The 26,043-nt window shown below is 65.5% G+C and carries 26 protein-coding genes; 10 read left to right on the top strand and 16 right to left on the bottom strand.

Features of this window, described 5'->3' with window-relative positions:
• Positions 1 to 62 precede the first annotated feature (62 nt).
• The 3 genes from AC1DX2_RS11545 to plsY all read left to right on the top strand — a co-directional run bounded on the left by AC1DX2_RS11545 (position 63) and on the right by plsY (position 2,697).
• Positions 63 to 1,130 carry an aldo/keto reductase gene (locus tag AC1DX2_RS11545; protein WP_477196486.1) on the top strand — a complete coding sequence of 356 codons (1,068 nt, stop codon included), beginning with the start codon at positions 63 to 65 and terminating at the stop codon, positions 1,128 to 1,130.
• A 16-nt stretch (positions 1,131 to 1,146) separates the two neighbouring features.
• Positions 1,147 to 1,641, top strand: a complete 495-nt coding sequence (locus AC1DX2_RS11540; RefSeq protein WP_477196485.1) for an aminoacyl-tRNA deacylase — start codon at positions 1,147 to 1,149, stop codon at positions 1,639 to 1,641.
• Between the two features lie 411 nt (positions 1,642 to 2,052).
• A complete protein-coding gene (gene plsY, locus AC1DX2_RS11535) occupies positions 2,053 to 2,697 on the top strand; it encodes a glycerol-3-phosphate 1-O-acyltransferase PlsY (RefSeq protein ID WP_477196484.1) in 645 nt (214 codons plus the stop codon).
• 11 nt (positions 2,698 to 2,708) lie between these two features.
• Here plsY and AC1DX2_RS11530 read toward each other — a convergent pair whose 3' ends face one another.
• The 3 genes from AC1DX2_RS11530 to AC1DX2_RS11520 form a co-directional block, all read right to left on the bottom strand.
• Entirely contained in the window at positions 2,709 to 3,668 is a 960-nt protein-coding gene (locus tag AC1DX2_RS11530) for an HD-GYP domain-containing protein (RefSeq protein ID WP_477196483.1), read from the bottom strand.
• A gap of 142 nt (positions 3,669 to 3,810) precedes the next feature.
• Positions 3,811 to 4,464, bottom strand: a complete 654-nt coding sequence (locus AC1DX2_RS11525; RefSeq protein ID WP_477196482.1) for a retropepsin-like aspartic protease family protein — start codon at positions 4,462 to 4,464, stop codon at positions 3,811 to 3,813.
• A gap of 21 nt (positions 4,465 to 4,485) precedes the next feature.
• Positions 4,486 to 4,971: a YajQ family cyclic di-GMP-binding protein gene (locus AC1DX2_RS11520; protein ID WP_477196481.1), complete on the bottom strand. Its 486-nt coding sequence runs from the start codon at positions 4,969 to 4,971 to the stop codon at positions 4,486 to 4,488.
• A gap of 55 nt (positions 4,972 to 5,026) precedes the next feature.
• On the opposite strand from AC1DX2_RS11520, the gene murB reads away from it, so the two are divergent.
• Together murB and AC1DX2_RS11510 are read left to right on the top strand one after the other, a co-directional pair.
• Positions 5,027 to 6,121, top strand: coding sequence for a UDP-N-acetylmuramate dehydrogenase (gene murB / locus AC1DX2_RS11515; RefSeq protein WP_477196480.1), 1,095 nt, complete (start codon positions 5,027 to 5,029; stop codon positions 6,119 to 6,121).
• A gap of 104 nt (positions 6,122 to 6,225) precedes the next feature.
• Positions 6,226 to 7,062 (top strand): glycine-rich domain-containing protein, encoded by an 837-nt coding sequence (locus AC1DX2_RS11510; protein WP_477196479.1) that lies wholly within the window; start codon positions 6,226 to 6,228, stop codon positions 7,060 to 7,062.
• 153 nt (positions 7,063 to 7,215) lie between these two features.
• Here AC1DX2_RS11510 and rpmG read toward each other — a convergent pair whose 3' ends face one another.
• From rpmG to trxB, 3 genes are all read right to left on the bottom strand, one after another.
• Complete coding sequence (rpmG, locus tag AC1DX2_RS11505; protein WP_477196478.1) at positions 7,216 to 7,386, bottom strand: 50S ribosomal protein L33; 171 nt, start codon at positions 7,384 to 7,386, stop codon at positions 7,216 to 7,218.
• An 11-nt stretch (positions 7,387 to 7,397) separates the two neighbouring features.
• Positions 7,398 to 7,631, bottom strand: a complete 234-nt coding sequence (gene rpmB / locus AC1DX2_RS11500; RefSeq protein ID WP_272548698.1) for a 50S ribosomal protein L28 — start codon at positions 7,629 to 7,631, stop codon at positions 7,398 to 7,400.
• 225 nt (positions 7,632 to 7,856) lie between these two features.
• A complete protein-coding gene (gene trxB, locus AC1DX2_RS11495) occupies positions 7,857 to 8,807 on the bottom strand; it encodes a thioredoxin-disulfide reductase (protein WP_477196477.1) in 951 nt (316 codons plus the stop codon).
• 176 nt (positions 8,808 to 8,983) lie between these two features.
• Between trxB and AC1DX2_RS11490 the strand changes: the two genes are divergently transcribed.
• The 3 genes from AC1DX2_RS11490 (at position 8,984) to lolA (ending at position 12,726) form a co-directional block, all read left to right on the top strand.
• A complete protein-coding gene (locus AC1DX2_RS11490) occupies positions 8,984 to 9,658 on the top strand; it encodes a Crp/Fnr family transcriptional regulator (RefSeq protein ID WP_477196476.1) in 675 nt (224 codons plus the stop codon).
• A gap of 63 nt (positions 9,659 to 9,721) precedes the next feature.
• Complete coding sequence (locus tag AC1DX2_RS11485; protein WP_477196475.1) at positions 9,722 to 12,082, top strand: DNA translocase FtsK; 2,361 nt, start codon at positions 9,722 to 9,724, stop codon at positions 12,080 to 12,082.
• Positions 12,083 to 12,087: 5 nt separating this feature from the next.
• Positions 12,088 to 12,726, top strand: a complete 639-nt coding sequence (lolA, locus tag AC1DX2_RS11480; protein WP_477196474.1) for an outer membrane lipoprotein periplasmic chaperone LolA — start codon at positions 12,088 to 12,090, stop codon at positions 12,724 to 12,726.
• A gap of 36 nt (positions 12,727 to 12,762) precedes the next feature.
• Here the strand turns inward: lolA and AC1DX2_RS11475 are convergent, their stop codons facing one another.
• From AC1DX2_RS11475 to AC1DX2_RS11455, 5 genes are all read right to left on the bottom strand, one after another.
• Positions 12,763 to 13,170 carry a VOC family protein gene (locus AC1DX2_RS11475; protein WP_477196473.1) on the bottom strand — a complete coding sequence of 136 codons (408 nt, stop codon included), beginning with the start codon at positions 13,168 to 13,170 and terminating at the stop codon, positions 12,763 to 12,765.
• Positions 13,171 to 13,293: 123 nt separating this feature from the next.
• Positions 13,294 to 15,339, bottom strand: coding sequence for an Ig-like domain-containing protein (locus AC1DX2_RS11470; RefSeq protein WP_477196472.1), 2,046 nt, complete (start codon positions 15,337 to 15,339; stop codon positions 13,294 to 13,296).
• A 71-nt stretch (positions 15,340 to 15,410) separates the two neighbouring features.
• Entirely contained in the window at positions 15,411 to 16,223 is an 813-nt protein-coding gene (locus AC1DX2_RS11465; RefSeq protein ID WP_477196471.1) for a ferritin-like domain-containing protein, read from the bottom strand.
• Between the two features lie 26 nt (positions 16,224 to 16,249).
• On the bottom strand, positions 16,250 to 18,640 hold the full coding sequence (locus AC1DX2_RS11460; RefSeq protein WP_477196470.1) for a putative bifunctional diguanylate cyclase/phosphodiesterase: 2,391 nt from the start codon (positions 18,638 to 18,640) through the stop codon (positions 16,250 to 16,252).
• A complete protein-coding gene (locus AC1DX2_RS11455) occupies positions 18,637 to 19,242 on the bottom strand; it encodes a methylamine utilization protein (protein WP_477196469.1) in 606 nt (201 codons plus the stop codon). The genes AC1DX2_RS11460 and AC1DX2_RS11455 overlap by 4 nt, the downstream gene beginning before the upstream one ends.
• Positions 19,243 to 19,502: 260 nt before the next feature.
• On the opposite strand from AC1DX2_RS11455, the gene AC1DX2_RS11450 reads away from it, so the two are divergent.
• Together AC1DX2_RS11450 and hslO are read left to right on the top strand one after the other, a co-directional pair.
• Positions 19,503 to 20,027 (top strand): gamma carbonic anhydrase family protein, encoded by a 525-nt coding sequence (locus AC1DX2_RS11450; protein ID WP_477196468.1) that lies wholly within the window; start codon positions 19,503 to 19,505, stop codon positions 20,025 to 20,027.
• Positions 20,028 to 20,048: 21 nt separating this feature from the next.
• Positions 20,049 to 21,038 carry an Hsp33 family molecular chaperone HslO gene (gene hslO / locus AC1DX2_RS11445; protein ID WP_477196467.1) on the top strand — a complete coding sequence of 330 codons (990 nt, stop codon included), beginning with the start codon at positions 20,049 to 20,051 and terminating at the stop codon, positions 21,036 to 21,038.
• Positions 21,039 to 21,062: 24 nt separating this feature from the next.
• On the opposite strand, the gene AC1DX2_RS11440 is transcribed toward hslO, so the two are convergent.
• The 5 genes from AC1DX2_RS11440 to AC1DX2_RS11420 all read right to left on the bottom strand — a co-directional run bounded on the left by AC1DX2_RS11440 (position 21,063) and on the right by AC1DX2_RS11420 (position 25,682).
• Positions 21,063 to 21,605 (bottom strand): AAA family ATPase, encoded by a 543-nt coding sequence (locus AC1DX2_RS11440; protein ID WP_477196466.1) that lies wholly within the window; start codon positions 21,603 to 21,605, stop codon positions 21,063 to 21,065.
• A 7-nt stretch (positions 21,606 to 21,612) separates the two neighbouring features.
• Positions 21,613 to 22,254 carry a nicotinamide riboside transporter PnuC gene (gene pnuC / locus AC1DX2_RS11435; RefSeq protein ID WP_477196465.1) on the bottom strand — a complete coding sequence of 214 codons (642 nt, stop codon included), beginning with the start codon at positions 22,252 to 22,254 and terminating at the stop codon, positions 21,613 to 21,615.
• A gap of 8 nt (positions 22,255 to 22,262) precedes the next feature.
• Positions 22,263 to 22,538, bottom strand: a complete 276-nt coding sequence (locus AC1DX2_RS11430; RefSeq protein ID WP_477196464.1) for a septum formation initiator family protein — start codon at positions 22,536 to 22,538, stop codon at positions 22,263 to 22,265.
• A 108-nt stretch (positions 22,539 to 22,646) separates the two neighbouring features.
• Positions 22,647 to 23,930 carry a phosphopyruvate hydratase gene (gene eno, locus AC1DX2_RS11425; protein ID WP_477196463.1) on the bottom strand — a complete coding sequence of 428 codons (1,284 nt, stop codon included), beginning with the start codon at positions 23,928 to 23,930 and terminating at the stop codon, positions 22,647 to 22,649.
• An 84-nt stretch (positions 23,931 to 24,014) separates the two neighbouring features.
• Positions 24,015 to 25,682 (bottom strand): CTP synthase, encoded by a 1,668-nt coding sequence (locus AC1DX2_RS11420; protein ID WP_477196462.1) that lies wholly within the window; start codon positions 25,680 to 25,682, stop codon positions 24,015 to 24,017.
• Between the last annotated feature and the right edge of the window lie 361 nt (positions 25,683 to 26,043).

Below are 26,043 nucleotides of genomic sequence, written 5' to 3'. Positions count from 1 at the left end.
AAAAGCGGCCAGGTCGTAAACTGGCGGGCTGAGCAGCTGATTTTCCTCTTTCCCTCCCCACCATGAACCTGATAGAACTGGGCCGCGCCAGCGGCTTGAACGTGACGCCCGTGTGCCTGGGCACCATGACCTTTGGCGAGCAGGTGGCGCAGCCCGAAGCGCACGCCATCCTGGACCGCGCGCTGGCGCGCGGCATCAACTTCATCGACACCGCCGAGATGTATGCCGTGCCGGCGCGGGCCGAAACCTTTGGCAGCACCGAAACCATCATCGGCCATTGGTTCGCCAAGACCCCTGGCGCGCGCCAGAAAGTGGTGCTGGCCACCAAGGTGGCCGGCCCGGCGCGCGGCCTGAACTGGATACGCAACGGCAGCGCCAACCTCAGTGCCGACGACATCGTGGCGGCCTGCGAGGCCAGCCTGAAGCGCCTGCAGACCGACGTCATCGACCTCTACCAGATCCACTGGCCGGTGCGCCACGTGCCCATGTTCGGCGCCATGTATTTCGACCCGGCCAAGGACACGCCCACCAACACGATGGGCGAGCAATTGGAGGGCATGCAGCGGCTGGTGAAGGCGGGCAAGGTGCGCGCGATCGGCTTGTCCAACGAGACGCCGTATGGGGTGCACGAGTTCGTGCGCCTGGCTGAAGCGCATGGGCTGCCGCGCGTGGCCACGGTGCAAAACGCCTACTGCCTGGTCAACCGCACAGTTGAAAACGGCCTGGACGAGAGCCTGCGCCACCTGGGCGTGTCGCTGTTGGCCTATTCGCCGCTGGCCTTTGGCCTGCTGACCGGTAAGTACGACGCCAGTGGCCACACCGGCCCCGAGGCGCCTGCCGGCGCGCGCATCGCCAAATTCGAGTCGGTGCGCAAGCAGCGCTGGGGCCGGCCCGACGCGCTGGCCGCCGCGCGCCGCTACAACGCGTTGGCACGCGACCATGGCCTGACGCCGGCGCAGATGGCGCTGGCTTTTTGCTACACCAAGTGGCAGGTGGCCAGCACCATCATCGGCGTCACCAGCGTGGCCCAACTGGATGAAGACCTGGACGCCTGGGGCACCACGCTGCCGGACGAACTGCTGAAAGCCATTGACGCGGTGCGCTGGGAGATACGCGACCCCGCGCAATGAGCAGGGTGCAGCCGCCATGGCCAAAAAAGACCACGTCAGCGAAACCCCTGCCACCGCGCTGTTGAAGGCGAACAAGATCGCTTTCAGCGAACATCCGTACGAATACCTGGAGCACGGCGGCGCCCAGCACAGCGCCCAGGTGCTGGGGCGCGACCCCTTCACGGTGGTGAAGACGCTGGTGATGCAGGACCAGGACGCCAAACCGCTGCTGGTGTTGATGCACGGCAACCGCACCGTCTCTACCAAGAACTTGGCGCGCCAGATCGGCGCCAAGTCGGTCGAGCCCTGCAAGCCCGAGGTGGCGAACCGCCACAGCGGCTACCTGGTGGGCGGCACGTCACCCTTTGGCACCCGCAAGGCGATGCCGGTGTACATCGAAGAGACCATCCTGGCGTTGCCGCGCATCCTGATCAACGGCGGGCGGCGCGGTTACCTGGTGGAAATCGACCCCCAGGTGTGTGTGCAACTGCTGGGCGCCAAGCCAGTGCAGTGCGCGCTGGCTGACATCTAAGAGAGGTCGTTGGCAGCTGACACCATTGGGCGACGGGTTTGCGGTTGCCGATGCCGCTGGTGCGCGTGGCTACGCGGATGTCCCCCGGGCCTGCGGCCCTCCTCCTTGATTCCGCTCCGCCACACGCCCCAGCGACATCGGGTTAATTGGCACGCGCAACGCTTGAACGCCGGACGCAAGCACGCCAACCACGTTCGCAGGATCAGGTCGATGCGGCATTCGGCGCAGCGGCATCAAGGAGGAGGCCCACAGGGCCGGGGGACAGCCGCGGAGCCGAGTGCCGTGGCGGCCTGATCTCGCCAAACCAAACCTCAGGGCGCCGAATACCGATGAACCGTCCCAACACTGGCAAAATCACGACCCACAGCCGCTTGAACGCCAGGGCGGCAAATACAACATCAGGAGACTTCCTTGGAAGCTGCGAAATCGATCTACCCGGTGCTGGCCACCGTGCTGGCCTACCTGTGCGGTTCGCTGTCGTTTGCCGTCATCGTCAGCAAGGTGATGGGCCTGAACGACCCGCGCACCTATGGCAGCAAGAACCCCGGCGCCACCAATGTGCTGCGCTCGGGTTCCAAGGCGGCGGCCATCGTCACGCTGCTGCTGGACGCCTTCAAGGGCTGGTTGCCGGTGGTGCTGGTCAAATGGTATGGCCAGCCCTACGGCCTGGAGGAGGGCACGCTGGCCATGGTGGGGCTGGCCGCTTTCCTGGGCCACCTGTACCCGGTGTTCTTCCGCTTCCAGGGCGGCAAGGGCGTGGCCACCGCTTTGGGCGTGGTGCTGGGCCTGAACTGGATACTGGGCCTGGCCACCGCCGCCACCTGGCTCATCGTGGCCTTCTTTTTCCGCTACTCGTCGCTGGCCTCGCTGGTGGCGGCGCTGTTCGTGCCGGTGTACTACGTGTTCGGCGACGGCGTGGCCTGGGTGATGGAAAAGCAGGTGATGTTTGGCGTCTGCGCGATGGCGATGCTGCTGGTCTACCGCCACGTGGAGAACATAGACCGCCTGATCAAGGGCACCGAGTCGCGCCTGGGCAGCAAGCCCAAGAAGGCCTGAGAGGCCGACTGCTAGGACTCTTGCGCGGCGTAGGCGCCCAGTTGCAAGATCAGGTGGTGGTTCAGCCGTACGCGCACGGTAGAGGCTGACAGCGCCGCCTGGATCTTCGGGCTGGCCGCGGCCGTGCGGTGCAGGCGCGGCTGGTTGATCAGCTCGCCCATGTCGCTGATGACGATTGCCACATGCGGGTGGTTGGCCTTGCTGCTGCGCCGCATCACCACCGCCACTTCGCCATTGTCCAGCCGCACGAAGGTGCCTGGCGGGCACAGGCCCACAGCGCGCACCAGTACCCGGCCAACCTCGTCATTCTGCTCGGCGGAGCTGGTGATGATGGTGCGCACCGAATCCGTGGTGGTGCGCCCGGCACGCGACTTGCGCGGCGAGATCATGGCGGCGTAGCGGTCCACCACCCGCAGGATGCGGGCCAGCCGCACCACCGGTTCGACGCTGATCAGCTCGCCCTGGTCGGTGCGTTCGTCATGGTGCCGGCCCACCACGTCGATCCACAAGTCGTCGCGCACGCCCAGGCTGCTCAGCAACGCGGCACCCTTGGCGGTGTGGGCGCGTATGGCGTCCTGCTGGGTGCTGGAGGGTTTCTCGATCTGCGAGGCCAGCTGGTCCTGCAGCGCCGTCATGGCGATGTTCATGGTCAGCGCGGCGTGCACCAGGCTCTGGCGCTCCTCGGGTTGCAGCGGCAGCTCCACCGCGATCAGGTGGCACAGCACGGCGCACACCAGCGCGTGGGAGGCGCTGTAACCGACCGGGGAGTTGGTGGCCAGCTGGAACAGCAGGTACAGGCCGACGTCGGCATCGCGCTCCAACAGCGTCTGCATCCAGCGGTCGTATTGGCGCACCCGCTGCTCAAACTCCTGGATGCTGGTGGGGCTACCCAAAATGATGCCCAGACCCGACTCCAGGTCGGACCACAGGCTGAGCAAATCCTCGTATTCGTTTTCGTTTTGTACGGTCACGGCACTGGTTTGCGTGTATCGATGCAGGCAGGGCTTACAAAGTGGCCTGGGGCGACCCAAGCATTATGGCATTCGCCCCATTGTGCCAAACCCGGCGGCCTGCGGGGCCCCGGGCAAGCCCTTGCGACGCCCGGGTACATGGTCAGTACCGCCGCAACAACACCAGCTGGTCATTGTTGCGGTTCATCTGGAAGCGCGTCAGAAAGCTGTTGCCCAGCAACACATAGGGCATGTTCGCCGGCACCACCACCGCGTCCACCTGGCGCAGCGTGACCTCGCCCAGGCGCACGGCGTCCAGCTTGACGCGCCAGCCCACCGAGTCGCCGTTCGCGGTGCCCACGCGCGTGGGCTGGCCGGCGCGGTAGTTCAGGTCCAGCCGCTCGGCCTGCGCGGTGCTCAGCGACACCACGGTGGCGCCGGTGTCCACCAGAAACTGCACAGCCTGGCCGTTGATCTGGCCCATGCTGAAGAAGTGACCGTTGCCGTCCGCCGTCAGCACCACCTTGCCCGTGCCGGCGGCGCCGGCATCGCCGCCCACACTGGCCGGCGCGTCCCCCACCCTCAGCGTGAGGTGCTTGCCGGCCACGTCCACCACGGCCTGCTGGCCGGCTGTGGACACCAGCTTCACGCCCAGGCGTGCCTCGCCAGGTGCCATCACCAGTGGACGCCCACCATCGATCACCAGCAGGGCCTTGCCCCCCAGCATGCCGGTCAGCGCCACCGACTGGGCCTGGCTGGCGAGCGCCCAGCCCCACAGCGCAAGGCCGGCGAGCAGGGTGAGCGCGGACCTGGCCATGGCGGCGGGCGCTGGCGGCCCTCAGTCGCGGAAGTTGTTGAAACTCAGCGGTATGTCGGCGATGTCCTTGCGGATCAGCGCCATGGCCGCCTGCAGGTCGTCGCGCTTGGCGCCGTTGACGCGCACCGCATCGCCCTGGATGGAGGCCTGCACTTTCAGCTTGCTGTCCTTGATCAGGCGCTGGATCTTCTTGGCCGCCTCGGACTCGATGCCGTTGCGCACCTTGATGACCTGCTTGACCTTGTCGCCGCCGATTTTTTGCACATCGCCCATGTCCAGGAAGCGCACGTCCACCGAGCGCTTGGTCAGCTTGTTGCGCAGGATGTCCTCGATCTGGGTCAGCTGGAATTCGGCGTCGCCGATCAGCGTGATGTCCTTGTCCTTGATCTCCACCGCCGCCGCCGTGCCTTTGAAGTCAAAGCGGGTGGCGATTTCCTTGGCGGTGTTCTCCACCGCGTTTTTGACTTCGGGCAGGTTGGCTTCGCAGACGGTATCGAAAGAAGGCATGGTGCAATCAGAACTGGGGGCGGGTTGCTGGCCTGCCCAATGCGACAATCCGGCTATGTTAGTCGAGAAAAACGTCCCGCTCCAAGCTTGCAACACCTTTCACATTGTGGCCAAGGCGCACCAGCTGGTGCGCGTGACCAGCGAGGACGATGTGCGCCAGGTGCTGGCCGATGCCGAACTGGCCCACGGGCCCAAATTCGTGCTGGGTGGGGGCAGCAACATTGTGCTGACGGGCGATGTCAAGCCGCTGGTGCTGAAAATCGAAATCCAGGGCCGCCAGCTGCTGGAGGAGACCGCCAAGGCCTATGTCGTGGAGGCGGGGGCCGGCGAAGTCTGGCACGATTTTGTCGCCTGGACCGTGGAAATGGGCTACTACGGGCTGGAAAACCTGGCGCTGATCCCCGGCACCGTGGGCGCCTCGCCGGTGCAGAACGTGGGCGCCTATGGTGTGGAATTGCAGGACCGCTTCGAGTCGCTGGACGCGGTGGACCTCGCCACCGGCCAGAGCTTCACGCTGAATGCCGCCCAGTGCGCCTTTGGGTACCGCGATTCGGTGTTCAAGCATACAGCTCCGACCGATGGCGCGCCGCTGGCCCAGGGCCTGGGACTGGCCGGCCGGGCGCTGATCACCCGGGTGCGCTTTCGCCTGCCCAAACCGTGGAAGCCGGTGCTGGGCTACGCCGACCTGGAAAAGAAAATGGCGGAAACCGGCGTGGCCAGCCCCACAGCGCCCCAGATCTTCCAGTGGGTTTGCGACATTCGCCGCGCCAAGCTGCCCGACCCGGCACAGATTGGCAATGCCGGCAGCTTCTTCAAGAACCCCACGGTAAGCGCCGACCAGTGTGCCGACATCATTGCCCGCGAACCCAAGATCGTGCACTACAAGCTGACCGACGGCCGGGTGAAGCTGGCCGCCGGCTGGCTGATAGACGCCTGCGGCTGGCGCGGCAAATCCGTGGGCAATGCCGGCGTGTATGACAAGCAGGCGCTGGTGCTGGTCAACCGCGGTGGCACCGAAGACCCGGCGTTTCCCGGCAAAACCCGTCCCGGTGCCACTGGCGGCGAGGTGATGACGCTGGCCAAGGCGATACAGACCAGCGTTTACGAGCGCTTCGGCATCTTGCTGGAGCCTGAGCCGGTGGTCGTCTGAAACCTTGCGGGACAGACCACTGCGAAGCAGTGCTCTGTCCTCAACTGGTCGTAGTTTTCCGGCTGTCCGGCTGTTCGTTCGAGGCGTGGTAAAACCATGCCCAAATGCTGTCCAAACCCTCGCTGTGGCTGATACGCCATGCCAGCCAGGCGCCGCTGCTGGTGGCCGCGCTGTGGCTGCCGCTGCTGGGCATTGCCGTGATGAACGACCGGCTGCGCCTCGGCTCTGGCTGGTTTGTGCTGGCGCTGGCCTCCTTGCTGGCGGTGGCGTTGTGGCGGGTCTGGGCGCGCTGGCAGCACGAAAAAATCGTCCGTGAGGCGCCGCTGCCACAGTACCTGAAACGCAAGCTGCGCGCGACTTACCCGCAATGCAGTGACAAGGACGCCCATCTGGTCGAACGTGGCCTGCGCCAGTTCTTCCTGGCCTGCCTGCGCAGCAAAAAGGGCTTCGTGGCCATGCCCTCCAAGGCGGTGGACGCGATGTGGCATGAGTTCATCCTCAACACCCAGGCCTACAAGGACTGGTGCGAGTTGGCCCTGGGCTGGTTTTTGCACCATACCCCGGCCGAAGCGCTGGGTGCCAAGGCCAAGGGCAACGATGGCCTGCGCCGTGCCTGGTACTGGGCCTGCCGCGACGAGGCGATCAACCCCAAGGCGCCCAGCCGGCTGCCGCTGCTGTTCGCGCTGGACGCCAAGCTGGCCATTGCCGGTGGTTTCACCTACCAGGCCAATTGCCGTGATATCCAGCACAAGAGCGCTGCCGGCGCGGGGGATGGCGGCGTCTATTGCGGAACGGATTTCTCCGACGGCTCGTTCAGCGGGGACGCCGGGGGCTTTGGCGGCTCGGAGTCCAGCAGCGACAGCAGCGGGGGCGATTCCGGCAGCAGCGACGGCGGCAGCAGTTGTGGGGGCAGCGGCTGTGGAGGCGGCGGTGGAGACTAAGAAGGCCCCCACGGTCGCCCACTTCGTGTGGCTCCCTGCCCCCCAAGGGGGCCGCAAGTCCCCTTGGGGCGGCCCGGCGGGGACTTAGGCTCGGCAGGCGGTCGCAAAAAAGCCCGCCTGAAGCGGGCTTTTTGTTGAAAACCAGTTGAAGGCTTACTTCAGCTTGGTTTCCTTGTAGTCCACGTGCTTGCGAGCGACCGGATCAAATTTCTTGATCAGCATCTTCTCGGGCATGAGTTTCTTGTTCTTGCTGGTGGTGTAGAAGTGACCGGTACCGGCCGTCGATTCCAGCTTGATTTTTTCGCGTCCGCCTTTGGTTGCCATGTTCGTGCTCCTTAAGCTTGGCCGCGTGCGCGCAGGTCTGCGAGCACGGAATCAATGCCGTTTTTGTCGATCAGGCGCAGGCCGGCGTTGGAGATGCGCAGGCGCACCCAACGGTTTTCCGTCTCCACCCAGAAACGGCGGTATTGCAGGTTCGGCAGGAACCGGCGCTTGGTTTTGTTGTTGGCGTGGGAAACATTGTTTCCCACCATCGGGCCCTTGCCCGTGACTTCACATACGCGTGCCATGAGGACACTCCAATTTGAATTAACAGCTTTCGCCGCACCTCGCCACAGCTGTGAGGGCCGTGGCGGTAAAAAGATTTTGCCAAAACCCCCGCCAAGCCTGTGTATGGAACAAGCAGCCGAGGTATTTCGGAAAAGCCTTCAATTATAAGGCTTTTTTGGTGTTGGCGCCGCTTTGGCGGCCGACCGCCCATCTGGCGCCCCGGAAATGGGCGCCGCCGGGCTGGCTCAGCCCTGTTCCAGGAAGCGCTGGGCGTCCAGTGCCGCCATGCAACCGGTGCCGGCGCTGGTGATGGCCTGGCGGTACACGTGGTCCTGCACGTCCCCGGCGGCAAACACGCCAGGTATGCTGGTCATGGTGGCAAAGCCTTTCAGGCCGGACTGGGTGATGATGTAGCCGCCAGCCATCTCCAGTTGGCCCTGGAAGATCTCGGTATTGGGCGCGTGGCCGATGGCGATGAAGCAGCCTTTGAGTTCCAGGTCTTCGGTGCTGTCGTCTTTGGTGCTGCGCAGGCGCACGCCGGTGACGCCGCTGGCGTCGCCCAGCACCTCGTCCAGCGTGGCGAAGGTCTTCAGCACGATCTTGCCGGCCGCCACCTTGTCCATCAGCTTGTCCACCAGGATGGCCTCGGCCTTGAACTTGTCTCGCCGGTGCACCAGGTAGACCTTGGCCGCAATGTTGGAAAGGTACAACGCTTCTTCCACCGCCGTGTTGCCGCCCCCCACCACGCAGCAGACCTGCTCGCGGTAGAAAAAGCCGTCGCAGGTGGCGCAGCCCGACACGCCGCGCCCCATGAAGGCGGTTTCCGACGGCAGGCCCAGGTACTTGGCCGAGGCGCCGGTGGCGACGATCAGGGCGTCGCAGGTGTACGTGTGGCTGTCGCCCGTGAGCTTGAAGGGGCGCTGGCTCAGGTCCACGGCGTTGACGTGGTCGAACACGATCTCGGTGTTGAAGCGCTCGGCATGCTCCTGAAAGCGCTGCATCAGCTCCGGCCCCTGCACGCCGTGCACGTCGGCCGGCCAGTTGTCCACCTCGGTGGTGGTCATCAGCTGGCCGCCCTGGGCCATGCCGGTGACCAGCATGGGTTTCAGGTTGGCGCGGGCGGCATAGACGGCGGCGGTGTAACCGGCGGGTCCGGAGCCCAGAATCAGGACTTTGGCGTGCTTCGGTGTGGACATGAGCGAGAAACCTTTGGCAATATCGGCGTTTGGCCGTGTACAGTTCGGGGCAAAGGCCATGAAAATCAATGGCTTTTGCTTGGCCCTGCCCGAACCAGCCGGTTTTTGACCAGGTTTTGGCGGGCGCAACCCTGGATTGTAAGAAACGCCGGCTACCGCCTGTTGGAGAACGCCAGATGACCCTGTTGAGCAATCTTGACCTGATTCGCCGTGTGCCGTTGTTTTCGGTGCTGACTTCGGCCCAGTGCGAGTCACTGGTGGGGGCGGTGGGCAAAAAGCATTTCCGGCGCGGCGAGAAGATTGTGGAGGAGGGCAAGAAGTCCGACGCGCTGTTCATCATCCTCGAAGGCCAGGCCCGGGTGCTGATGACCGACCACAAGTCGCGCGAGGTGATTCTGGCCATGCTGGGTGCGGGCGACTACATCGGCGAGATGAGCCTGATCGACAACGAGCCGCACTCGGCCACCGTGGAGGCCGAGGTGGAGTGCCAGACGCTGGTGCTGGGCCGCGAGGCCTTCACCCGCTGCCTGGAGCAGAACTCGTCGGTGTCCTTCACCATGATGCGCGGCCTGGTGCAGCGCCTGCGCAGCGCCGACCGCAAGATCGGTTCGCTGGCGCTGCTGGGCGTGTACGGCCGGGTGGCCAACATGCTGATCGAGTCGGCCAATCCCACAGGTGACAACAAGAAGATCATCCGCAAGAAGATTTCCCGCCAGGACATCGCCAAGATGGTGGGGGCCTCGCGTGAAATGGTCAGCCGGGTGATGAAGGACTTCGAGGATTCCGGCTTCATCGAAACCCAGGAAGGCGGCGCCATCGTGATCAACGAGCGGCGCGGCATGCCGCGTTAGTGCGCACGGTGCAGGGGTACTCAACCAGGGCCGCCTGAGGCTGGTAAGCTTGGGCGTTGCCCCATGACCTATTCGCTGCACACCCTGTCTTCCTCGTCATCCTCCGCGCCGGCCTCGTCGGCGCCCCGCGGCGTCCTCAGCCGCTTTGCCAATGAACTCGCGCTCATCATCGGTTTTGCACTGCTGGCGCTGTGGCTGCTGGCACTGCTGAGCTACTCGTCCGCCGACCCGGCCTGGTCCACCTCGGGCACCGGCGAGCCATTGCGCAACAGCGTGGGGCGCCTGGGCGCATGGGTGGCCGATGTCAGTTATTTCTGTTTTGGTTTCTCGGTCTGGTGGTGTTTTGCCGCTGGCGTGCGCAGCTGGCTGACGCTGCTGGCCGACTGGATGCGCAGCAGCGAAGGGCGCGAGCCGCCGCCGCCGGTGGGTTGGCCTGCGCGGCTGTCGCGCCATGGCGTGCTGCGGGCCTTGGGCCTGCTGCTGCTGCTGTGCGCCAGTTGCGCGCTGGAGTGGAGCCGCCTGTACAGCCTGGAGCCGCGCCTGCCGGACCATGCCGGCGGTGCCCTGGGTTACTGGGTGGGGCCGTGGAGCGTCAAATGGCTGGGCTTTGCCGGCTCTGGCCTGGCGTCGATCGCGGTGATGGTGGTTGCCATGGCCATGGTGTTTCGCTTCTCCTGGAGCCATGTGGCCGAGCGCATCGGCGAGCGGCTGTATGCACTGGTGGAAACGCGGCGCGAGAAGCGTGAGATCGCCGAGGACCTGGCGCTGGGCCAGCAAGCCGCCCGCGAGCGCGAAGAGGTGGTGGTGGTGCAGCGCGAGGAGATCGAGGAACAGCACCCGGCACCGCTGATGATAGAGCCAGTGATGCTGGCCGTGCCCAAGAGCGACCGGGTGGCCAAAGAGCGCCAGAAGCCGCTGTTCACCGAGATGCCCGACAGCAAGCTGCCGCAGGTGGACCTGCTGGACGGCGCGTTGGCGCGCCAGGAAACCGTGTCGCCTGAGACGTTGGAGATGACCAGCCGCATGATCGAGAAGCGGCTGAAGGACTTCGGTGTCGAGGTGCGGGTGATCGCGGCCTCGCCCGGCCCGGTGATCACACGCTATGAGATCGAGCCGGCCACCGGCGTCAAGGGCTCGCAGATCGTCGGCCTGGCCAAGGACCTGGCGCGCAGCCTCAGCCTGGTGTCGATACGCGTGGTGGAAACCATCCCCGGCAAGAACTACATGGCGCTTGAATTGCCCAACGCCAAGCGCCAGTCCATCAAGCTGTCCGAAATCCTGGGCTCGCAGGTCTACAACGAGGCCAAGTCCATGCTGACCATGGGCCTGGGCAAGGACATCATCGGCAACCCCATCGTCGCCGACCTGGCCAAGATGCCGCACGTGCTGGTGGCCGGCACCACCGGCTCGGGCAAGTCGGTGGGCATCAACGCCATGATCCTGTCGCTGCTGTACAAGGCCGAGGCGCGGGATGTGCGGCTGTTGATGATCGACCCCAAGATGCTGGAAATGTCGGTCTACGAAGGCATCCCGCACCTGCTGGCGCCCGTGGTCACCGACATGCGCCAGGCCGCCCATGGCCTGAACTGGTGCGTGGCCGAAATGGAGCGCCGCTACAAGCTGATGAGCAAGATGGGTGTGCGCAACCTGAGCGGCTACAACACCAAGATGGACGAGGCCAAGGCGCGCGGCGAATTCATCTCCAACCCGTTCAGCCTCACCCCCGAGGCGCCAGAGCCGCTGGACCGCTTGCCGCACATCGTGGTGGTGATCGACGAGCTGGCCGACCTGATGATGGTGGTGGGCAAGAAGATCGAAGAGTTGATCGCCCGGCTGGCTCAAAAGGCGCGTGCCGCCGGCATCCACCTGATATTGGCCACGCAGCGGCCCAGCGTGGATGTGATCACCGGGCTGATCAAGGCCAACATCCCGACCCGCATCGCCTTCCAGGTCAGCAGCAAGATCGACAGCCGTACCATCCTTGATCAGATGGGCGCCGAGGCCTTGCTGGGCATGGGCGACATGCTGTACATGCCCAGCGGCACCGGCCTGCCGGTGCGCGTGCACGGCGCCTTTGTCAGCGACGAAGAGGTCCACCGCGTTGTGAGTTATCTGAAGTCACAAGGCGAGCCCAATTACATTGAAGGCGTGCTGGAAGGCGGCACCGTGGACGGCGAGGACGACCTGGCCGGCGGCGGTGGCGCGGGTGGCGCCAGCGGCGAGAAGGACCCGATGTACGACCAGGCGGTGGAAGTGGTGTTGAAGAACCGGCGCGCCAGCATTTCGCTGGTGCAGCGCCATTTGAAGATTGGTTACAACCGCGCCGCCCGGCTGGTGGAAGACATGGAAAAGGCCGGCCTGGTCAGTGCCATGAGCGGCAGCGGCCAGCGCGACATCCTGGTGCCGGCGCGCAACAACGAATGATGAACATGCTTTTCAAATCCCTGGGTTGCGCGTTGCTGGCGGTTGCGGTGGCGGTGCCTGCGCTGGCCAGCGGGCTGGACAGCCTGGAAAATTTCATGAAGACGGTCAAGTCCGGCAAGGCGGATTTCACCCAGGTCAGCACCTCGCCGGCGCGCGATGGCCAGCAGCCCAAAACCAAGACCACCAACGGTAGCTTCGAGTTTTCGCGCCCGCACAAATTCCGCTTCGTCTACAAGAAGCCATTCGAGCAGACCATCGTGGCCGATGGCCAGTCGCTGTGGTTGTACGACGTCGACCTGAACCAGGTCACCGTCACCAAGCAGGCCCAGGCCCTGGGCGCCACGCCGGCGGCGCTGATCTCCTCGGCCGCTGATCTGCGCGCCCTGCAGGCTGACTTCAACCTGGCCAGCGCGCCTGACAAGGACGGGCTGGAATGGGTGGTGGCCACACCGAAGGCCAAGGAAGGCCAGCTGCAACGTGTGCGGGTGGGCTTTCGCGCGGGCAGCCTGGCGGTGCTGGAAATCCTGGACAGTTTCGGCCAGAAATCCGTGTTGAGCTTTTCCAGCTTCCAGGCCAATGCGGCGCTTGATGCGGCTGCCTTCCAGTTCAAGCCGCCAGCCGGGGCTGACGTGATACGGCAGTAGTTTCTGCCGCCGGCTAAATCTGGATTCAAGTCGAAGTCAGTTCAACAACTCTCCGCCCCAGAGAGCCGGGTCCACATCCGTCAAGGTTTGCGTGAAGGTCCACACGTGGCCGCCCAGGTCTTGGGCGCTGTACTGGCGTTCGCCATAGGGCTGGTCCGTGGGCGGGCTCAAGATGCGTGCGCCGGCCTGGCGCGCCTGCGCGCAGTGGGCCTGTGCGTCAGCCACGCGCACCAGCACCGCATGCTGGGGACTTGAGCCGGCTTGCGCGCGGTCGGTGGCGACGACGGCACCGTTGCCGTACACCAGTTGCACCCGGTGGTTGCCGATGCGCAGCCTTTCCTGAAAGCCAAAGGCGCGGTTGAGCCAGGCGGCGGCTTCCCGGGCGTCCGTGTAAGGTAGCTCGGGGATCACCGAGCAGTCGGGGATGGAACGGTTGCTTAACATGCCCTGTATGTGTTGGGGACAGAGCAACAATTGCTGCGCAATTCTTGGTCTGTCCCGCAAGGTCAAAAGTGTTGGGGACAGAGCAACAATTGCTGTGCAATTCTTGGTCTGTCCCGCAAGGTCTCAGACTGTGTACTGCAACCCTGTCCCCGCATACCCCACCAGGTTGACATGCTGCTGGTTGGCCGTGGAAGCGGCCATGTCAGCCATCCACTGGGCCTGCGAGATGGTGCCCGCGTTAAGAGGTGCCAGCAGGCTGGCCAATGTGGCCGCGTCCGGCGCCTTGCCGTAGACGTCGGCATAGACCATCTTCACCAGGCTGGCGTTGTCCGCACCGCCGGCAAAGGCCGCCACGATGCCCGAGCTGACCAGCAGCGTGGCACCGTCCAGCAGGCTGGCCCCGCTGTCGAAGAAGCTCAGGAACAGCCCGGCATATGACTGCACGCCCACAAAGGCCGGCCCCAGGCTGGTGGCCACGGCCATCATCAGCACGGTCTTGCCGCCGGCCTGGGTGGCGCCCAGGTCCAGCGCCAGCCGGCTGTCGCTGAACTGCAGCCGCTCGACGTTGGTCAGGTTGTCCACCCCATCGCTGCCGGTGGTGCGCTTGTCGCTCACTGTGGTGGTCGCCACGCCCAGCGCCAGCGTGTAGTCGCTGAACTTGCCGCTGTACTGGGCGGTGTCGGTCCCAGCGCCGCCATCGATGGTGTCGTTGCCGGCCTTGCCGTTGAGCAGGTTGCTGCCCTCGTTGCCATACAGCTCGTTGTTCAGGTCATTGCCGCTGCCCGCCAGGTTGCCCGAGGCGCTGGCTATTGACAGGTTTTCCACGAAGCTGGTCAGCGTGTAGTTGATGCTGGCGATCACCTTGTCGACCGAGCGGCCCAGGTCGGCATCCGGACGGCTCGGGTCCAGGGGCTGGGCGGTGTTCGCCTGGGTTTCCTGCACCAGGTCGCCGGGGCTGTTGACGTAATACAGGTCGGCGCCGTCGCCGCCCTGCATGGTGTCGCCGCCGCCGGTGCCGCCGATCAGGGTGTCGTTGCCGCTGCCCCCCAGCATCAGGGTCTTGCCAGCGCCGCCTTGCAGCACGTCGTTGCCGGCGCCGCCGTCCAGGGTGCCGTTGCCGGGGCCTGCGATCAGGGTGTCGTCGCCAGTGCTGCCGGTCAGGTTGGGTGCGGTGACGGTGGCGGTTTGCGTGACACCGGTGCCGGCGGTGGTGAAGTGGTAACCGGTGCTGCCGGCAAAGGCGTTGCCGGCCAGGTCCTTGACGGCGTTGGCGCCCAGTTCCACGCTGTAGCCGGTGCTGGCTGACAGCGCGTTGATGAAGTGGATGGTCAGCACGCTGCCGCTGACCGACAGGTTGGCGGTGTTGCTGGCGTTGAAGGTGGACACCACGTTGCCCAGCGCATCCTTGAGCACGACGGAGCCGGTGCCCAGGGCGACGGCTTCGCTGAAGGTGATCTTGACGTCGGCTGTGACGGACACGCCCACGGCGGCGTTGGCCGGGGTGGCGCTGACCTGCGTGGGTGGGGTCTTGTCGTTGGCGGCGGACAGCAACTGGGTGCCGGTCACCGTGGAGTCGGAGAACTTGAAGTTCTCCACATTGGTGACCCGGTCGGTGCCGTCGCGGTTGGCGGTCTTGTCGGTCAGCGTGTAGGCGCCGGTGACGCTGTCAAAGCTCACCGTGTAATCGGTCAGCTTGCCGCTGAATCCCGCGGTGTCGGTGCCGGCGCCACCGTCCAGCGTGTCATTGCCCTCGCCCCCTTCCATGATGTCGTCGCCGGTGCCCCCGGCCACGGAATCGTTGCCAGCGCCGCCGTACAGGCGGTCATTGCCGCCGCCGCCGTCTATCGAGTCGTTGCCGCCGAAGCCGCCCAGGTAGTTGCCGACCTCGTCATCGCCCTTGAGCACATCGTTGAACTGCGAACCGTAGATGTCCTCGATGTTGAGCAACAGGTCATGGCCGTCTCCGCCGTCGGCATTGCCCAGCGAAAAACCGCTCAGCACCACGGTCACCGCCGAGGGGGCGTCGAGGTAGCTGGCGATGTCTTCGTCTTCGCCGCCGTTGATGACGTCATCGCCGCCCGAACCTGCGATGATGTCTGTGCCCTTGCCTCCCGTGAGGGTGTCCGCATTGGGGGTGCCAAACAGGGCGTTTCCAGTAGGTGCGGTCATGGCGAGTCCTTTCAGTCGGTGGGCTTTTTCACTATACAGCTTAGCCCCGATTTTTGACAGATGGAAAGCCGCTAGCTGGAGGCGGTATCTTTCGGTTTGGGCGCTTGCAGCACGGCCAGTTCCTGCTCGGCAAACCCGGCGTCGCGCCGGGCCCCCAGGTTGAACGGCCCGCGCAGCCCGGGGGCACGGTGTTCGTGCGCCAGGGTGGCATAGGCGTCCAGCGGATCCAGAGCGCGCTGCGCGCAGACCCAGCGGAACCAGTGGTTGCCCAGGGCCACATGGCCCACCTCGTCGCGCAGGATGGTGCTCAGGATGCCAGCGCCAGCGGCGTCGCCGGCCTGGGCCAGCTTGTCGCGTATCAGCGGGGAGGCGTCCAGCCCGCGCGCCTCCAGCGTGCGCGGCACCAGGGCCAGGCGCGCCAACAGGTCGTGCCGGGTGCGCTGCGCCATGTCCCACAGGCCGTCGTGGGCATCAAAATCGCCATAGCGGTAGCCCAGGTGGTGCAGGTGGTCCGCCAGCATGCTGTGGTGGGTGGCTTCCTCTTTGGCCACGCCCAGCCAGTCGCGGTAGAACTGGCGCGGCATGCCGTCAAAGCGCCAGACGATGTCCAGTGCCAGGTTCACGGCGTTCAGCTCGATGTGGGCCAGCGCATGGATCAACGCCGCCCGGCCGGCAACGCTGGTCACCGCGCGCTGGCGCACCTGCTGCGGCGGCACCAGGCGCGGCCGCTCCGGGCGGCCGGGGATCTGCGCGGTGCTTGTCGGGTCGGCAACAAAGGCGCGATCGTCCACGTCATCGTGCAGGCCCAGGCAGGCGGTGCACTTGTCGGCCGGGTCGCGCAAGGCCAGCACGGCCAGGACCTGTTGCCGCGTGGTGGCACTCATGGGCGTTGGCGCAGCGGCGGCGGCCGTCAGGCCACCGGCTGCGCCTGGCGATGCAGGCACCAGGCGGTGAAGTCGGCCAGCGCCAGCGGCTTGCTCATGTAATAGCCCTGGGCCTCGTCGCAGGACAAGGCCTTCAACTGCTCCCACACGGAGACGTTTTCCACCCCCTCGGCCACCACGGTCAGCGACAGGTTGTGCGCCAGGTCGATGGTGGAGCGCACGATCTTGGCGTCGTCCTGGCTTTTCTCCATGCCCATGACGAAGGATTTGTCGATCTTCAGCTCGTCCACCGGCAGGCTCTTCAGGTAGGCCAGCGACGAGTAACCGGTGCCGAAGTCATCGATCGACAGCTTGAAGCCGCGCTCGGCCAGCCGGTGCAGCGTGGCCTCGGCGCGCTGCGGGTCGTCCATGATGGCGCTCTCGGTGATCTCCAGGCAGAAGGCCGACGCGCTGACGCCGTGGCGCGCCATCAGCGCGTCCAGCTTGGCGGGGAAGTCCTGGTCCAGCAGGTCCCGGGTGGACAGGTTGACGGCCACGCGCAGTGCCTGGTTGGGCAGTTGCAGCGCAGCCCAGTGGCGCGCCACCTCCTCGAACATCCACAGCGTGATCTGGCGCACGAAGCCGGTCTGCTCGGCAAACGGGATGAACATCACCGGCGCCAGCATCCCGCGCTGCGGGTGTTGCCAGCGCACCAGCGCCTCGGCAGCCACCACGCGGTTGTCGCGCAGGCTGATCTTGGGTTGCAGGTACAGCCGCAACTCGCCTTGCTCCACCGCCTGGCGCAACTCGGTCAGCAAGGAGAGGGTCTGCGTGCTGCCGGCATCCAGTTCGGGGTCATACAGCTGCAAGTCGGTGGTCTTGCGCTTGGCTGAATACATGGCCGCCTCGGCGCGGCTGAGCAGGGTGTCCACGTCGGTGGCGTGCGTGGGCCAGCAGGCAATGCCAATGCCGGCGCTCAGGTCCACCGTGTTGTCGTCAAAGGCCAGCGGCAGCTCGAAGGACTTGGCGATGCGCCCGGCCACCACGATGGCGTTGTCGGTGTCGCTGTGCGACAGCAGCACCGCGAACTCGTCACCGCCCAGGCGGGCCACCATGTCGTCCACCGCGCGAATCTGCACGCTCAGGCGCTCGGCCACGGCCTTCAGCAGGCGGTCGCCGTAGGCATAGCCCAGCACGTCGTTGACGTGCTTGAAGCGGTCCAGGTCCAGCATCACCACCGCCAGCGAGGTCTGGGGCGCCCGGTTACCGGCACTTTGCGGCCCCGGCGTAGGCAGGCTCTTGAGCGCAATGGCGCGCTGCACCGCCTCGCGAAAGCGCGCCCGGTTGGGCAGCCCGGTCAGCGGGTCCCAGTAAGCCAGCTTGACCACCTCGGCCTGCTGGGCGGCAATGTTCAGCCGCATCTGGTCGAAGGCGCGCGCCAGGTCGCCAATCTCGTCGCGCCGCTCGGTGTAGTGCACGGCTTGCCCGTAGTCGCCCTGGCCCAGACGGTCTGCATCGGCCACCAGCGCGCGCAACGGTGTGGTGACGCGGTTGGCCGTGAAGGCGCTGCCCAGCGCGAACAGCAGCGTGCCCACGATGGTGATCAGGCCCAGCGCAACCTGCACCTGGCGAAACGGCCTCACGGCGTCGTTCAGCGAGGCCAGCAGCAGCGTGCGCACATCGCCCATCAACGAGGTCTGCTTGACCTGGCGGATGATCAGCGTGTCGTTGTCCAGCGGCAGTTGCGTGCGGGCATCGCCTTGCAGCAGGGCCTGCGTGGCGTCCGGCGGCAGTGTGGACACCATCACCTGGCCTTGACCCGCGGCGGGTGACGTCATCATCACCACGTGGATGCCGCCCGACAGCGTGCGCATGTCATTGGCCAGCGTCTGGTCCAGCTTGAAGCCCAGCAGTATCCAGCCCACCACCACCGGCCGGCGTATGGGCACCATGACGAACTGGAACACCTTGCCGTCCACCAGCGCGGTCTGGCTGCCCTGGTTGTTGCGCGACAGCGGCGCAGTCAGCGTCTGCAGCACCGGTGGCAAGGCTGCGGCGTCGGCGCCGCTGCCCAGGGTGCGCACCTGCAGGCTGGCGTCCAGCAGTGCGGAAATGCTGGCGCCGACACGCTGGGCGCTGTTGTCCAGCGCGGAGCGTATGGTTTCGGTGTCGTCGCTGGAGAGCGCGGACAGAAAGCCGAAGTCCTGCGCCTGCAGCGAGGCGTTTTGTCGCAGCTTTTGCGCGTTCTGGTCCAGCAGGCGGGCCCATACCCCCTCGGCCACGCCCAGCTCCTGGGCGACCTGGGCGCGCACCGTGGTGTCCACGTTCTCGCGCACCGCCATGAACACCGCCGCCTGCACCACGAACAGCAACAGCAGCGACACCACCACGATGCGCCGGGCCAGGCCCCAGCGGGCATAAAGCTGGCTGAGCTTCACTTGACGACGCCGGCCACGCCCACCGTGGTGCTGATGCCGCTGGCGGGCACCACCAGGGCCTGGTCCAGGGGTGGTTGCTCTACCGGCATGGCGGCGTGCCAGGTACGCAGTCGGTAGTTGCCCGGTGGCACGTTGTCCAGTGTGACGCTGCCGCTGGTGGCGCTGTGGCCGTAGTAGGGGCTGTCCACCACCACCACCCAGGCCACCATGTTGTCATGGATGTTGCAACCCAGCACGGCGATGCCGGGCCGCTCAAACACCACCGGGCTGGCAGGCTTGCCGGCATACAGCTTCAGCTCGAAGGTCTTGGTGGGCGAGAACGAGTAGACATGGTGGCGCACCGTGTCGCGGTTGGGGAAATCCACCGAGGTGCCGACGGTCACCACCGTCACCTTGGGCACGAAATTCTTGTCCACCTGGGCGATCTCCGCCCCCTTGGCGGCCTTGACGGCGGCCTTGGCCTCGCGCGACTCCAGGTACACCACGGCATCAGGCACGGCCCGTCCGGCACTGTCCTGCACCTTGACCTGCACGCTGGCGGCCGCTGCCGGCAGGGCCAGGCAACCCAGCAGCAGCATGGGCAACAGCACAGGTCTCAGCAAAAAACTCCCCCAGGACCGGGCGGGCCCGCCGACAGTGACAGGTGGTGAGGCGGTGTTCGGATGCATTGTTTTCCTTGATTCTGCCATGTCCGTGACCGGCGTTGGAGCCTGTGGCGGGCGGCTGGTTCACCCCTAGCGCGGCATTCCCGTCTCGTGCAAGGCACAATGGCGGTCATGAGGGTGCTGACGAGGCGCCTTTTTTCCTTTCCCGGCACTTAGTCCTACAGACAGCCACAAACCTTACCGACTGAACCCGCAACATGGCCATTTACCAACTGGATGACCTCACCCCCCGCCTGGCCGACACCGCCTGGGTGGCCGACAGTGCCCAGGTCATGGGCAATGTGGAGCTTGCCGACGACGCCAGCGTCTGGTTCGGCGTCGTGATACGGGGTGACACCGAAACCATACGCATAGGCAAGGGCTCCAATATCCAGGACGGCAGCGTGCTGCACGCCGACGTCGGCAAACCGCTGACCGTGGGCGAGCATGTGACGGTGGGGCACAAGGTGATGCTGCACGGCTGCACCATCGGTGACGGCTCGCTGATCGGCATCGGCGCGGTGGTGCTCAATGGCGCCAAAATTGGTAAGGGCTGCCTGGTGGGGGCCGGTGCGCTGGTCACCGAGGGCAAGGAATTTCCCGATGGCTCGATGATCCTGGGCAGCCCGGCGCGCGTGGTGCGCGAGTTGACGCCTGAGCAGGTGCAGGGCCTGCACATGAGCGCGTTGCACTACATCGACAACGTCCGGCGCTTCCAAAGCGGCCTGAAGAAGCTGGCCTGAAGGCTTGAGGGGGTAGCTGCCTTGTCCGAATTGCACAAATTCATTTTCGAAGGCCTGCCGGTGCGTGGTGCCATCGTGCGCCTGACAGAGGGCTGGACCGAGATCCTGCGCCGCCGCGCCTCCAACACCTCGTTGGGCGCCTACCCGGTGCCGGTGCGCGACCTGCTGGGCGAGATGACCGCCGCGGGCGTGTTGATGCAGGCCAACATCAAGTTTGACGGTGCGCTGGTGCTGCAGGTGTTTGGCGATGGGCCGGTCAAGGTGGCGGTGGCCGAGGTGCGCGCCGACCTGGGCCTGCGCGCCACCGCCAGCGTGCTGGGCGAGGTGGCGCCCGACACGCCGCTGAGTGCCATGGTGAACCAGCACAACAAGGGGCGCTGCGCCATCACGCTGGACCCCAGCACCAAATTCCCCGGCCAACAGGCCTACCAGGGGGTGGTGCCCTTGTTTGGCGACCGCGGCGAGAAGCTGGAAAAACTCAGCCAGGTGCTGGAGCACTACATGCTGCAAAGCGAGCAGCTGGACACCACGCTGGTGCTGGCGGCCGACGACAAGGTGGCCGCCGGCCTGTTGATACAGCGCATGCCGGTGCAGGGTGAGGGCAACCTGGCCGGCAGCCTGGTGAGCAAGGCCAATGAGGACGAGATCGGCGTCAACGAGGACTACAACCGCATCTCCCTGCTGGCCGCCAGCCTGAAGCGCGAAGAGTTGCTGACGCTGGACGTGGAAACCGTGCTGCACCGCCTGTTCTGGGAGGAGCCGCTGGCGCGCTTCGCGCCGGTGGTGGGCGAGCCCAAGCCGCATTTCGCCTGCGTGTGCAGCCGCGAGCGGGTGGGCAAGATGATCCTCGGGCTGGGCGAAGAAGAGGTGGCGTCCATCATCGCCGAGCGCGGCGATGTGGAGGTGTCGTGCGAGTTCTGCGGCAAGCAGTACCACTTTGACGCCGTGGATGCGGCGCAGATCTTCCTCGGCGGGCGCGAGCAGCCGCCGTCCAGCGGCGCGCTGCAGTAGGCAACTGGTGCCCGGCCGGCGCGCTCAGCCACGCACCTGGGTGCTGATTGGGGTATGTGCCTGGACATGCGCCAGCGCACAGGCCAGGCGCTGCGGCCCCACCCCCTGCACCCGCTGAAAGGCCAGGCCGGCACTGGCCAGCGCCGCGCGCACCAGCGCATCCACTGGTTCGCGCACATGCGCGCCGTCGCGTTGCAGGCCGTCGGCCACCCAGGGCAGGTCCAGCGCGGTCAGCAGCGTCAGGTCATAGCTGCGCTGATGCGCCAGCGCGAAGGGGTACAGGCTGCGATCAGCAAACAGCATGTCGCTGTAGACGGCGGTCATCAGCGGTGTGGTGTCGGCAATCACCACGGCGGCGCTGCTGGCCTCATCAGCCAGCCGGGCTTGTGCTTCGGCGATGGCACGCTGCTCGTCGGGACGGGGTGTGCGCCCTTGGGCGATGCACCAGCCCCGTAGCACCTCGTCTGCCACATGTACCCGCTGCCCCAACCCCCTGTAGTGCGCGGCCAGTTCCTGCGCCAGGCAGGACTTGCCGGTGCTCTCCGCGCCCAGGATGGCGATTCTCATGGCAGCTTCAGGCCGGCTGCACTGCGAGGCGGCGCGTCCAGCTGCGCCAGCCGGCCACGCTGAGCAGGGCGAACAGGGTGTACAGGATCACGGTCAGCCACAGGCCCTTGTAGGCGTACAGGCTGACGCCAACCACGTTCACCGCCAGCCACACGGCCCAGTTCTCGATGAATTTTCGGCCCAGCAGGAACTGGCCCACCAGGCTGAGCGCGGTGGGAAAGGCGTCCCACCAAGGCACGTCGGTGTCGGTGAAGTGTTTCAGGAACAGCCCGGTCAGCGGCCACAGCGCCAGGCAGGCCAGCACGGCATTGCGCAGCCCGGCGCGGCTCAGGCGTGCAATGTGCAGCTGTGAGCCGTCGGCCCGGTGCCCGCGCAGCCACTGGGCCCAGCCCCAGCCCGCCACGATGGCGAAAAACACGTTCAGCCCGGCGTCGCCATACAGTTTGCTGCGCGCGAACAGCGCGGCGTACATCACCGAGCTGATGGCGGCCAGCGGCCAGCCCCAGTGGATTTCGCGCATGTTGCAGCCCACCATGGCCAGCGCCAGCACGAAGGCGATGACCTCCAGCCAGGTGGTGGGTGAGTTCCAGAGTGTGAAGGCGGTGGCAAACACCCAGGCCCACAGGGGACTGTCCAGCAACTGCGACATGAGTGGGCCTACTTGGCGATCTGCACGTAGATTTCGTTGGCCTTGACCATGCCCAGCTCCTGGCGGGCTTTTTCCTCCACCATTTCCAGGCCCTCCTGCAGGTCGCGCACCTCGGCCACCAGCCGGTCATTGGCCAGCTGGGCCTGGGCGTTCTTTCTCAGCTGCGCGTCCCTTTGCTCGCTCATGTGCGCCACGCTGGAGACGCTGCCCCGGCCAAACCAGAGCTGCGCATGCAACATCACCAGCAAGGCGATCAGCGCAAGCGAGACGAGGCGGCTGGCCATGCTCAGGTGTGTGAAGGCTGTTTCGCCGCCGGGCCGCCCCAAGGCGAAATGCGGCCCCCCCGGGGGGCAGGGAGCCACATGCAATGGGCGACCGTGGGGGCCATTTGACTATTTCAGGTTGTAAAACGCCGCGCGGCCAGGGTAGGTCGCAATGTCACCCAGGTCTTCTTCGATGCGCAACAGCTGGTTGTACTTGGCGATGCGGTCCGAACGGCTCAACGAACCGGTCTTGATCTGGCCGGCGTTGGTGCCGACGGCGATGTCGGCGATGGTGGAGTCTTCGGTCTCCCCCGAGCGGTGGCTGATGACGGCGGTGTAGCCGGCGCGTTTGGCCATCTCGATGGCGGCGAAGGTCTCGGTCAGCGTACCGATCTGGTTGATCTTGATCAGGATGGAGTTGGCAATGCCCTTGTCAATGCCTTCCTTGAAGATCTTGGTGTTGGTGACGAACAGGTCGTCGCCGACGATCTGCACTTTCTTGCCCAGTTTGTCGGTCAGGATCTTCCAGCCATCCCAATCGTTCTCGGCCATGCCGTCCTCGATGCTGATGATGGGGTATTTGTCGACCCAGGTGGCCAGGATGTTGGTCCACTCTTCGCTGGTCAGCGTCAGGCCTTCGCCTTCCAGGTGGTACTTGCCGTCCTTGTAGAACTCGCTGGCCGCGCAGTCCAGGCCCAGTGCGATCTGCTCGCCCGCGGTGTAGCCGGCCTTGTCAATGGCTTCCAGGATCAGCTGGATGGCCGCCTCATGGCTGGGCACGTTGGGGGCAAAGCCACCCTCGTCGCCGACAGCGATGCTCATGCCCTTGTCGTGCAGGATGGCCTTCAGCGCGTGGAACACCTCCGCGCCGTAGCGCACGGCTTCGCGGAAGCTGGGCGCGCCCACCGGGATGATCATGAACTCCTGCAGGTCCAGGTTGTTGTTGGCATGCGCACCACCGTTGACCACGTTCATCATCGGCACCGGCATCTGCATGCCGCCCATGCCGCCGAAATAGCGGTACAGCGGCAGGCCGGATTCTTCGGCCGCCGCGCGCGCCACCGCCATGGACACCGCCAGCATGGCGTTGGCGCCCAGTCGGGACTTGTTTTCGGTGCCGTCGAGGTCGATCAGCGTGCGGTCCAGGAAGGCCTGCTCAGACGCATCCAGCCCCAGCACGGCTTCGGAAATTTCGGTGTTGATGAATTCCACCGCCTTCAGCACGCCCTTGCCCAGGTAGCGGCCCTTGTCGCCGTCGCGCAGCTCGATGGCCTCGCGCGAGCCGGTGGAGGCGCCCGACGGCACGGCGGCGCGGCCCATGGTGCCGGATTCCAGCAGCACGTCGCATTCCACGGTGGGGTTGCCGCGCGAATCCAGGATTTCACGGCCTACGATGTCAACGATTGCACTCATCTTTTTCTTTCTGCTCTGATTTTCAATGGAAACCGGGCTGCAGCAGGGCTGCGCAATGCTCGCGATGATAAGGCCCCAGCCCGCTCATGCCACCACTTTGAGGTTCTTGCCAGCCGCCTGGTGGTCCAGCGCGGCCTTGATGAAGGCGTTGAACAGCGGATGGCCGTTCCACGGCGTGGACTTGAATTCGGGGTGGAACTGCACGCCCACGAACCAGGGGTGCACGTTTTGCGGCAGCTCGACGATCTCGGTCAACTGCTCGCGCTGCGTCAGCGCCGAGATCACCAGGCCGGCATCGCGCAGCTTGTCCAGGTAGTTGACGTTGGCTTCATAGCGGTGGCGATGCCGCTCGGTCACCACGTCGCCGTAGATCTTGTGCGCCAGCGTGTTGTCGGCCACGTCGGAGCTCTGCGCGCCCAGGCGCATGGTGCCGCCGAGGTCGGAGTTCTCATTGCGGCGCTGGATGCTGCCGTCTGCGTCCTTCCACTCGGTGATCAGTGCGATCACCGGGTGCGGCGTGTTGGGTTCGAACTCGGTGCTGTTGGCCTTGTCCAGCTTGGCCACGTTGCGCGCGAATTCGATGGTGGCCACCTGCATGCCCAGGCAGATGCCCAGGTAGGGCACCTTGTTCTCGCGGGCGAAGCGGGCGGCGGCGATCTTGCCCTCGGTGCCGCGCTTGCCGAAGCCACCGGGCACCAGCACAGCGTCGAAGCGGGCCAGTTGGGGGATGTTTTCGGGCGTGATGAATTCGGAATCGATGTACTCGATCTTCACCCGCGCATGGTTCTTCATGCCAGCGTGGCGCAGCGCCTCGTTGAGCGACTTGTAGCTGTCGCTCAGGTCCACGTATTTGCCCACCATGGCGATGTTGACCTCGGCCTGCGGGTGTTCGGTCTCGTACACCAGGTCGTCCCAGCGCTTCAGGTTGGCCGGTGGCGTGTTCAGGCGCAGCTTGTCGCAGATCAGGCCGTCCAGGCCCTGTTCATGCAGCATGCGCGGCACCTTGTAGATGGTGTCCACGTCCCACATGGAGATCACACCCCAGGTCGGCACGTTGGAGAACAGCGAAATCTTCTCGCGCTCGTCGTTGGGAATGGGCCTGTCGGCGCGGCACAGCAACGCGTCGGCCTGGATGCCGATCTCGCGCAACTGCTTGGCGGTGTGCTGGGTCGGCTTGGTCTTCAGCTCGCCGGCGGCGGCGATCCAGGGCACGTAGCTCAGATGCACGAAGGCGCTGTTGTTGGGGCCCAGCTTCAGGCTCATCTGGCGCACGGCTTCCAGGAAGGGCAGCGATTCGATGTCGCCCACGGTGCCGCCCACTTCCACAATGGCCACGTCCACCGCCTCGGGGGTGCCGTAGCCGGCGCCGCGCTTGATGAAATCCTGGATTTCGTTGGTGACGTGCGGGATCACCTGCACCGTCTTGCCCAGGTAGTCGCCACGGCGCTCTTTTTCGAGCACGCTCTTGTAGATCTGGCCGGTGGTGAAGTTGTTGGCCTTGCGCATGCGTGTTTCCACGAAGCGCTCGTAGTGGCCCAGATCAAGGTCGGTCTCGGCACCATCGTCGGTGACAAACACCTCACCGTGCTGGAAGGGCGACATGGTGCCCGGATCCACGTTGAGGTACGGGTCGAGCTTGATGAGGGTGACTTTGAGGCCCCGCGATTCCAAAATCGCAGCTAAGGAGGCTGAGGCGATTCCCTTGCCAAGGGAGGACACCACACCGCCGGTGACGAAGACAAATTTGGTCATGTCAGAGGCGAACCCGTTGGTTCGTAAGGTGGTAAAGCGAGATTATACGCTTGGGTGTTTTTTCGTCTTTTTGCGTGGTTCCGCGCTGGGTGTGCGGCGCGGCAGCGGCTGAATGGCTCCTTCCCCGGTGTGAAGGTCCGCTGCGCGGACTCCCCTGCGGTGCTCAGAGCCAGCGGGAATCGCGCAAACTCGCCTTCGGCTCAGACATGCGCGATTCTTGATCCGCTGTCTCCTGCGCTCCTCGGCTTCACACAGGGGACCCTTCCGCCAATCACCCGCTGCCGCGCCGCACACCCAGCGCTTCTTGGCGCTCGAACGTCTCAGGGGACCGCATCGGCGTTGGTGTATACCTCGCAGGAGG

The organism is Hylemonella sp. P2_B10 (assembly GCF_056404875.1).
Note: the sequence above shows the minus strand (reverse complement) of the source record. Positions and strands in the feature narration are given on the sequence as shown.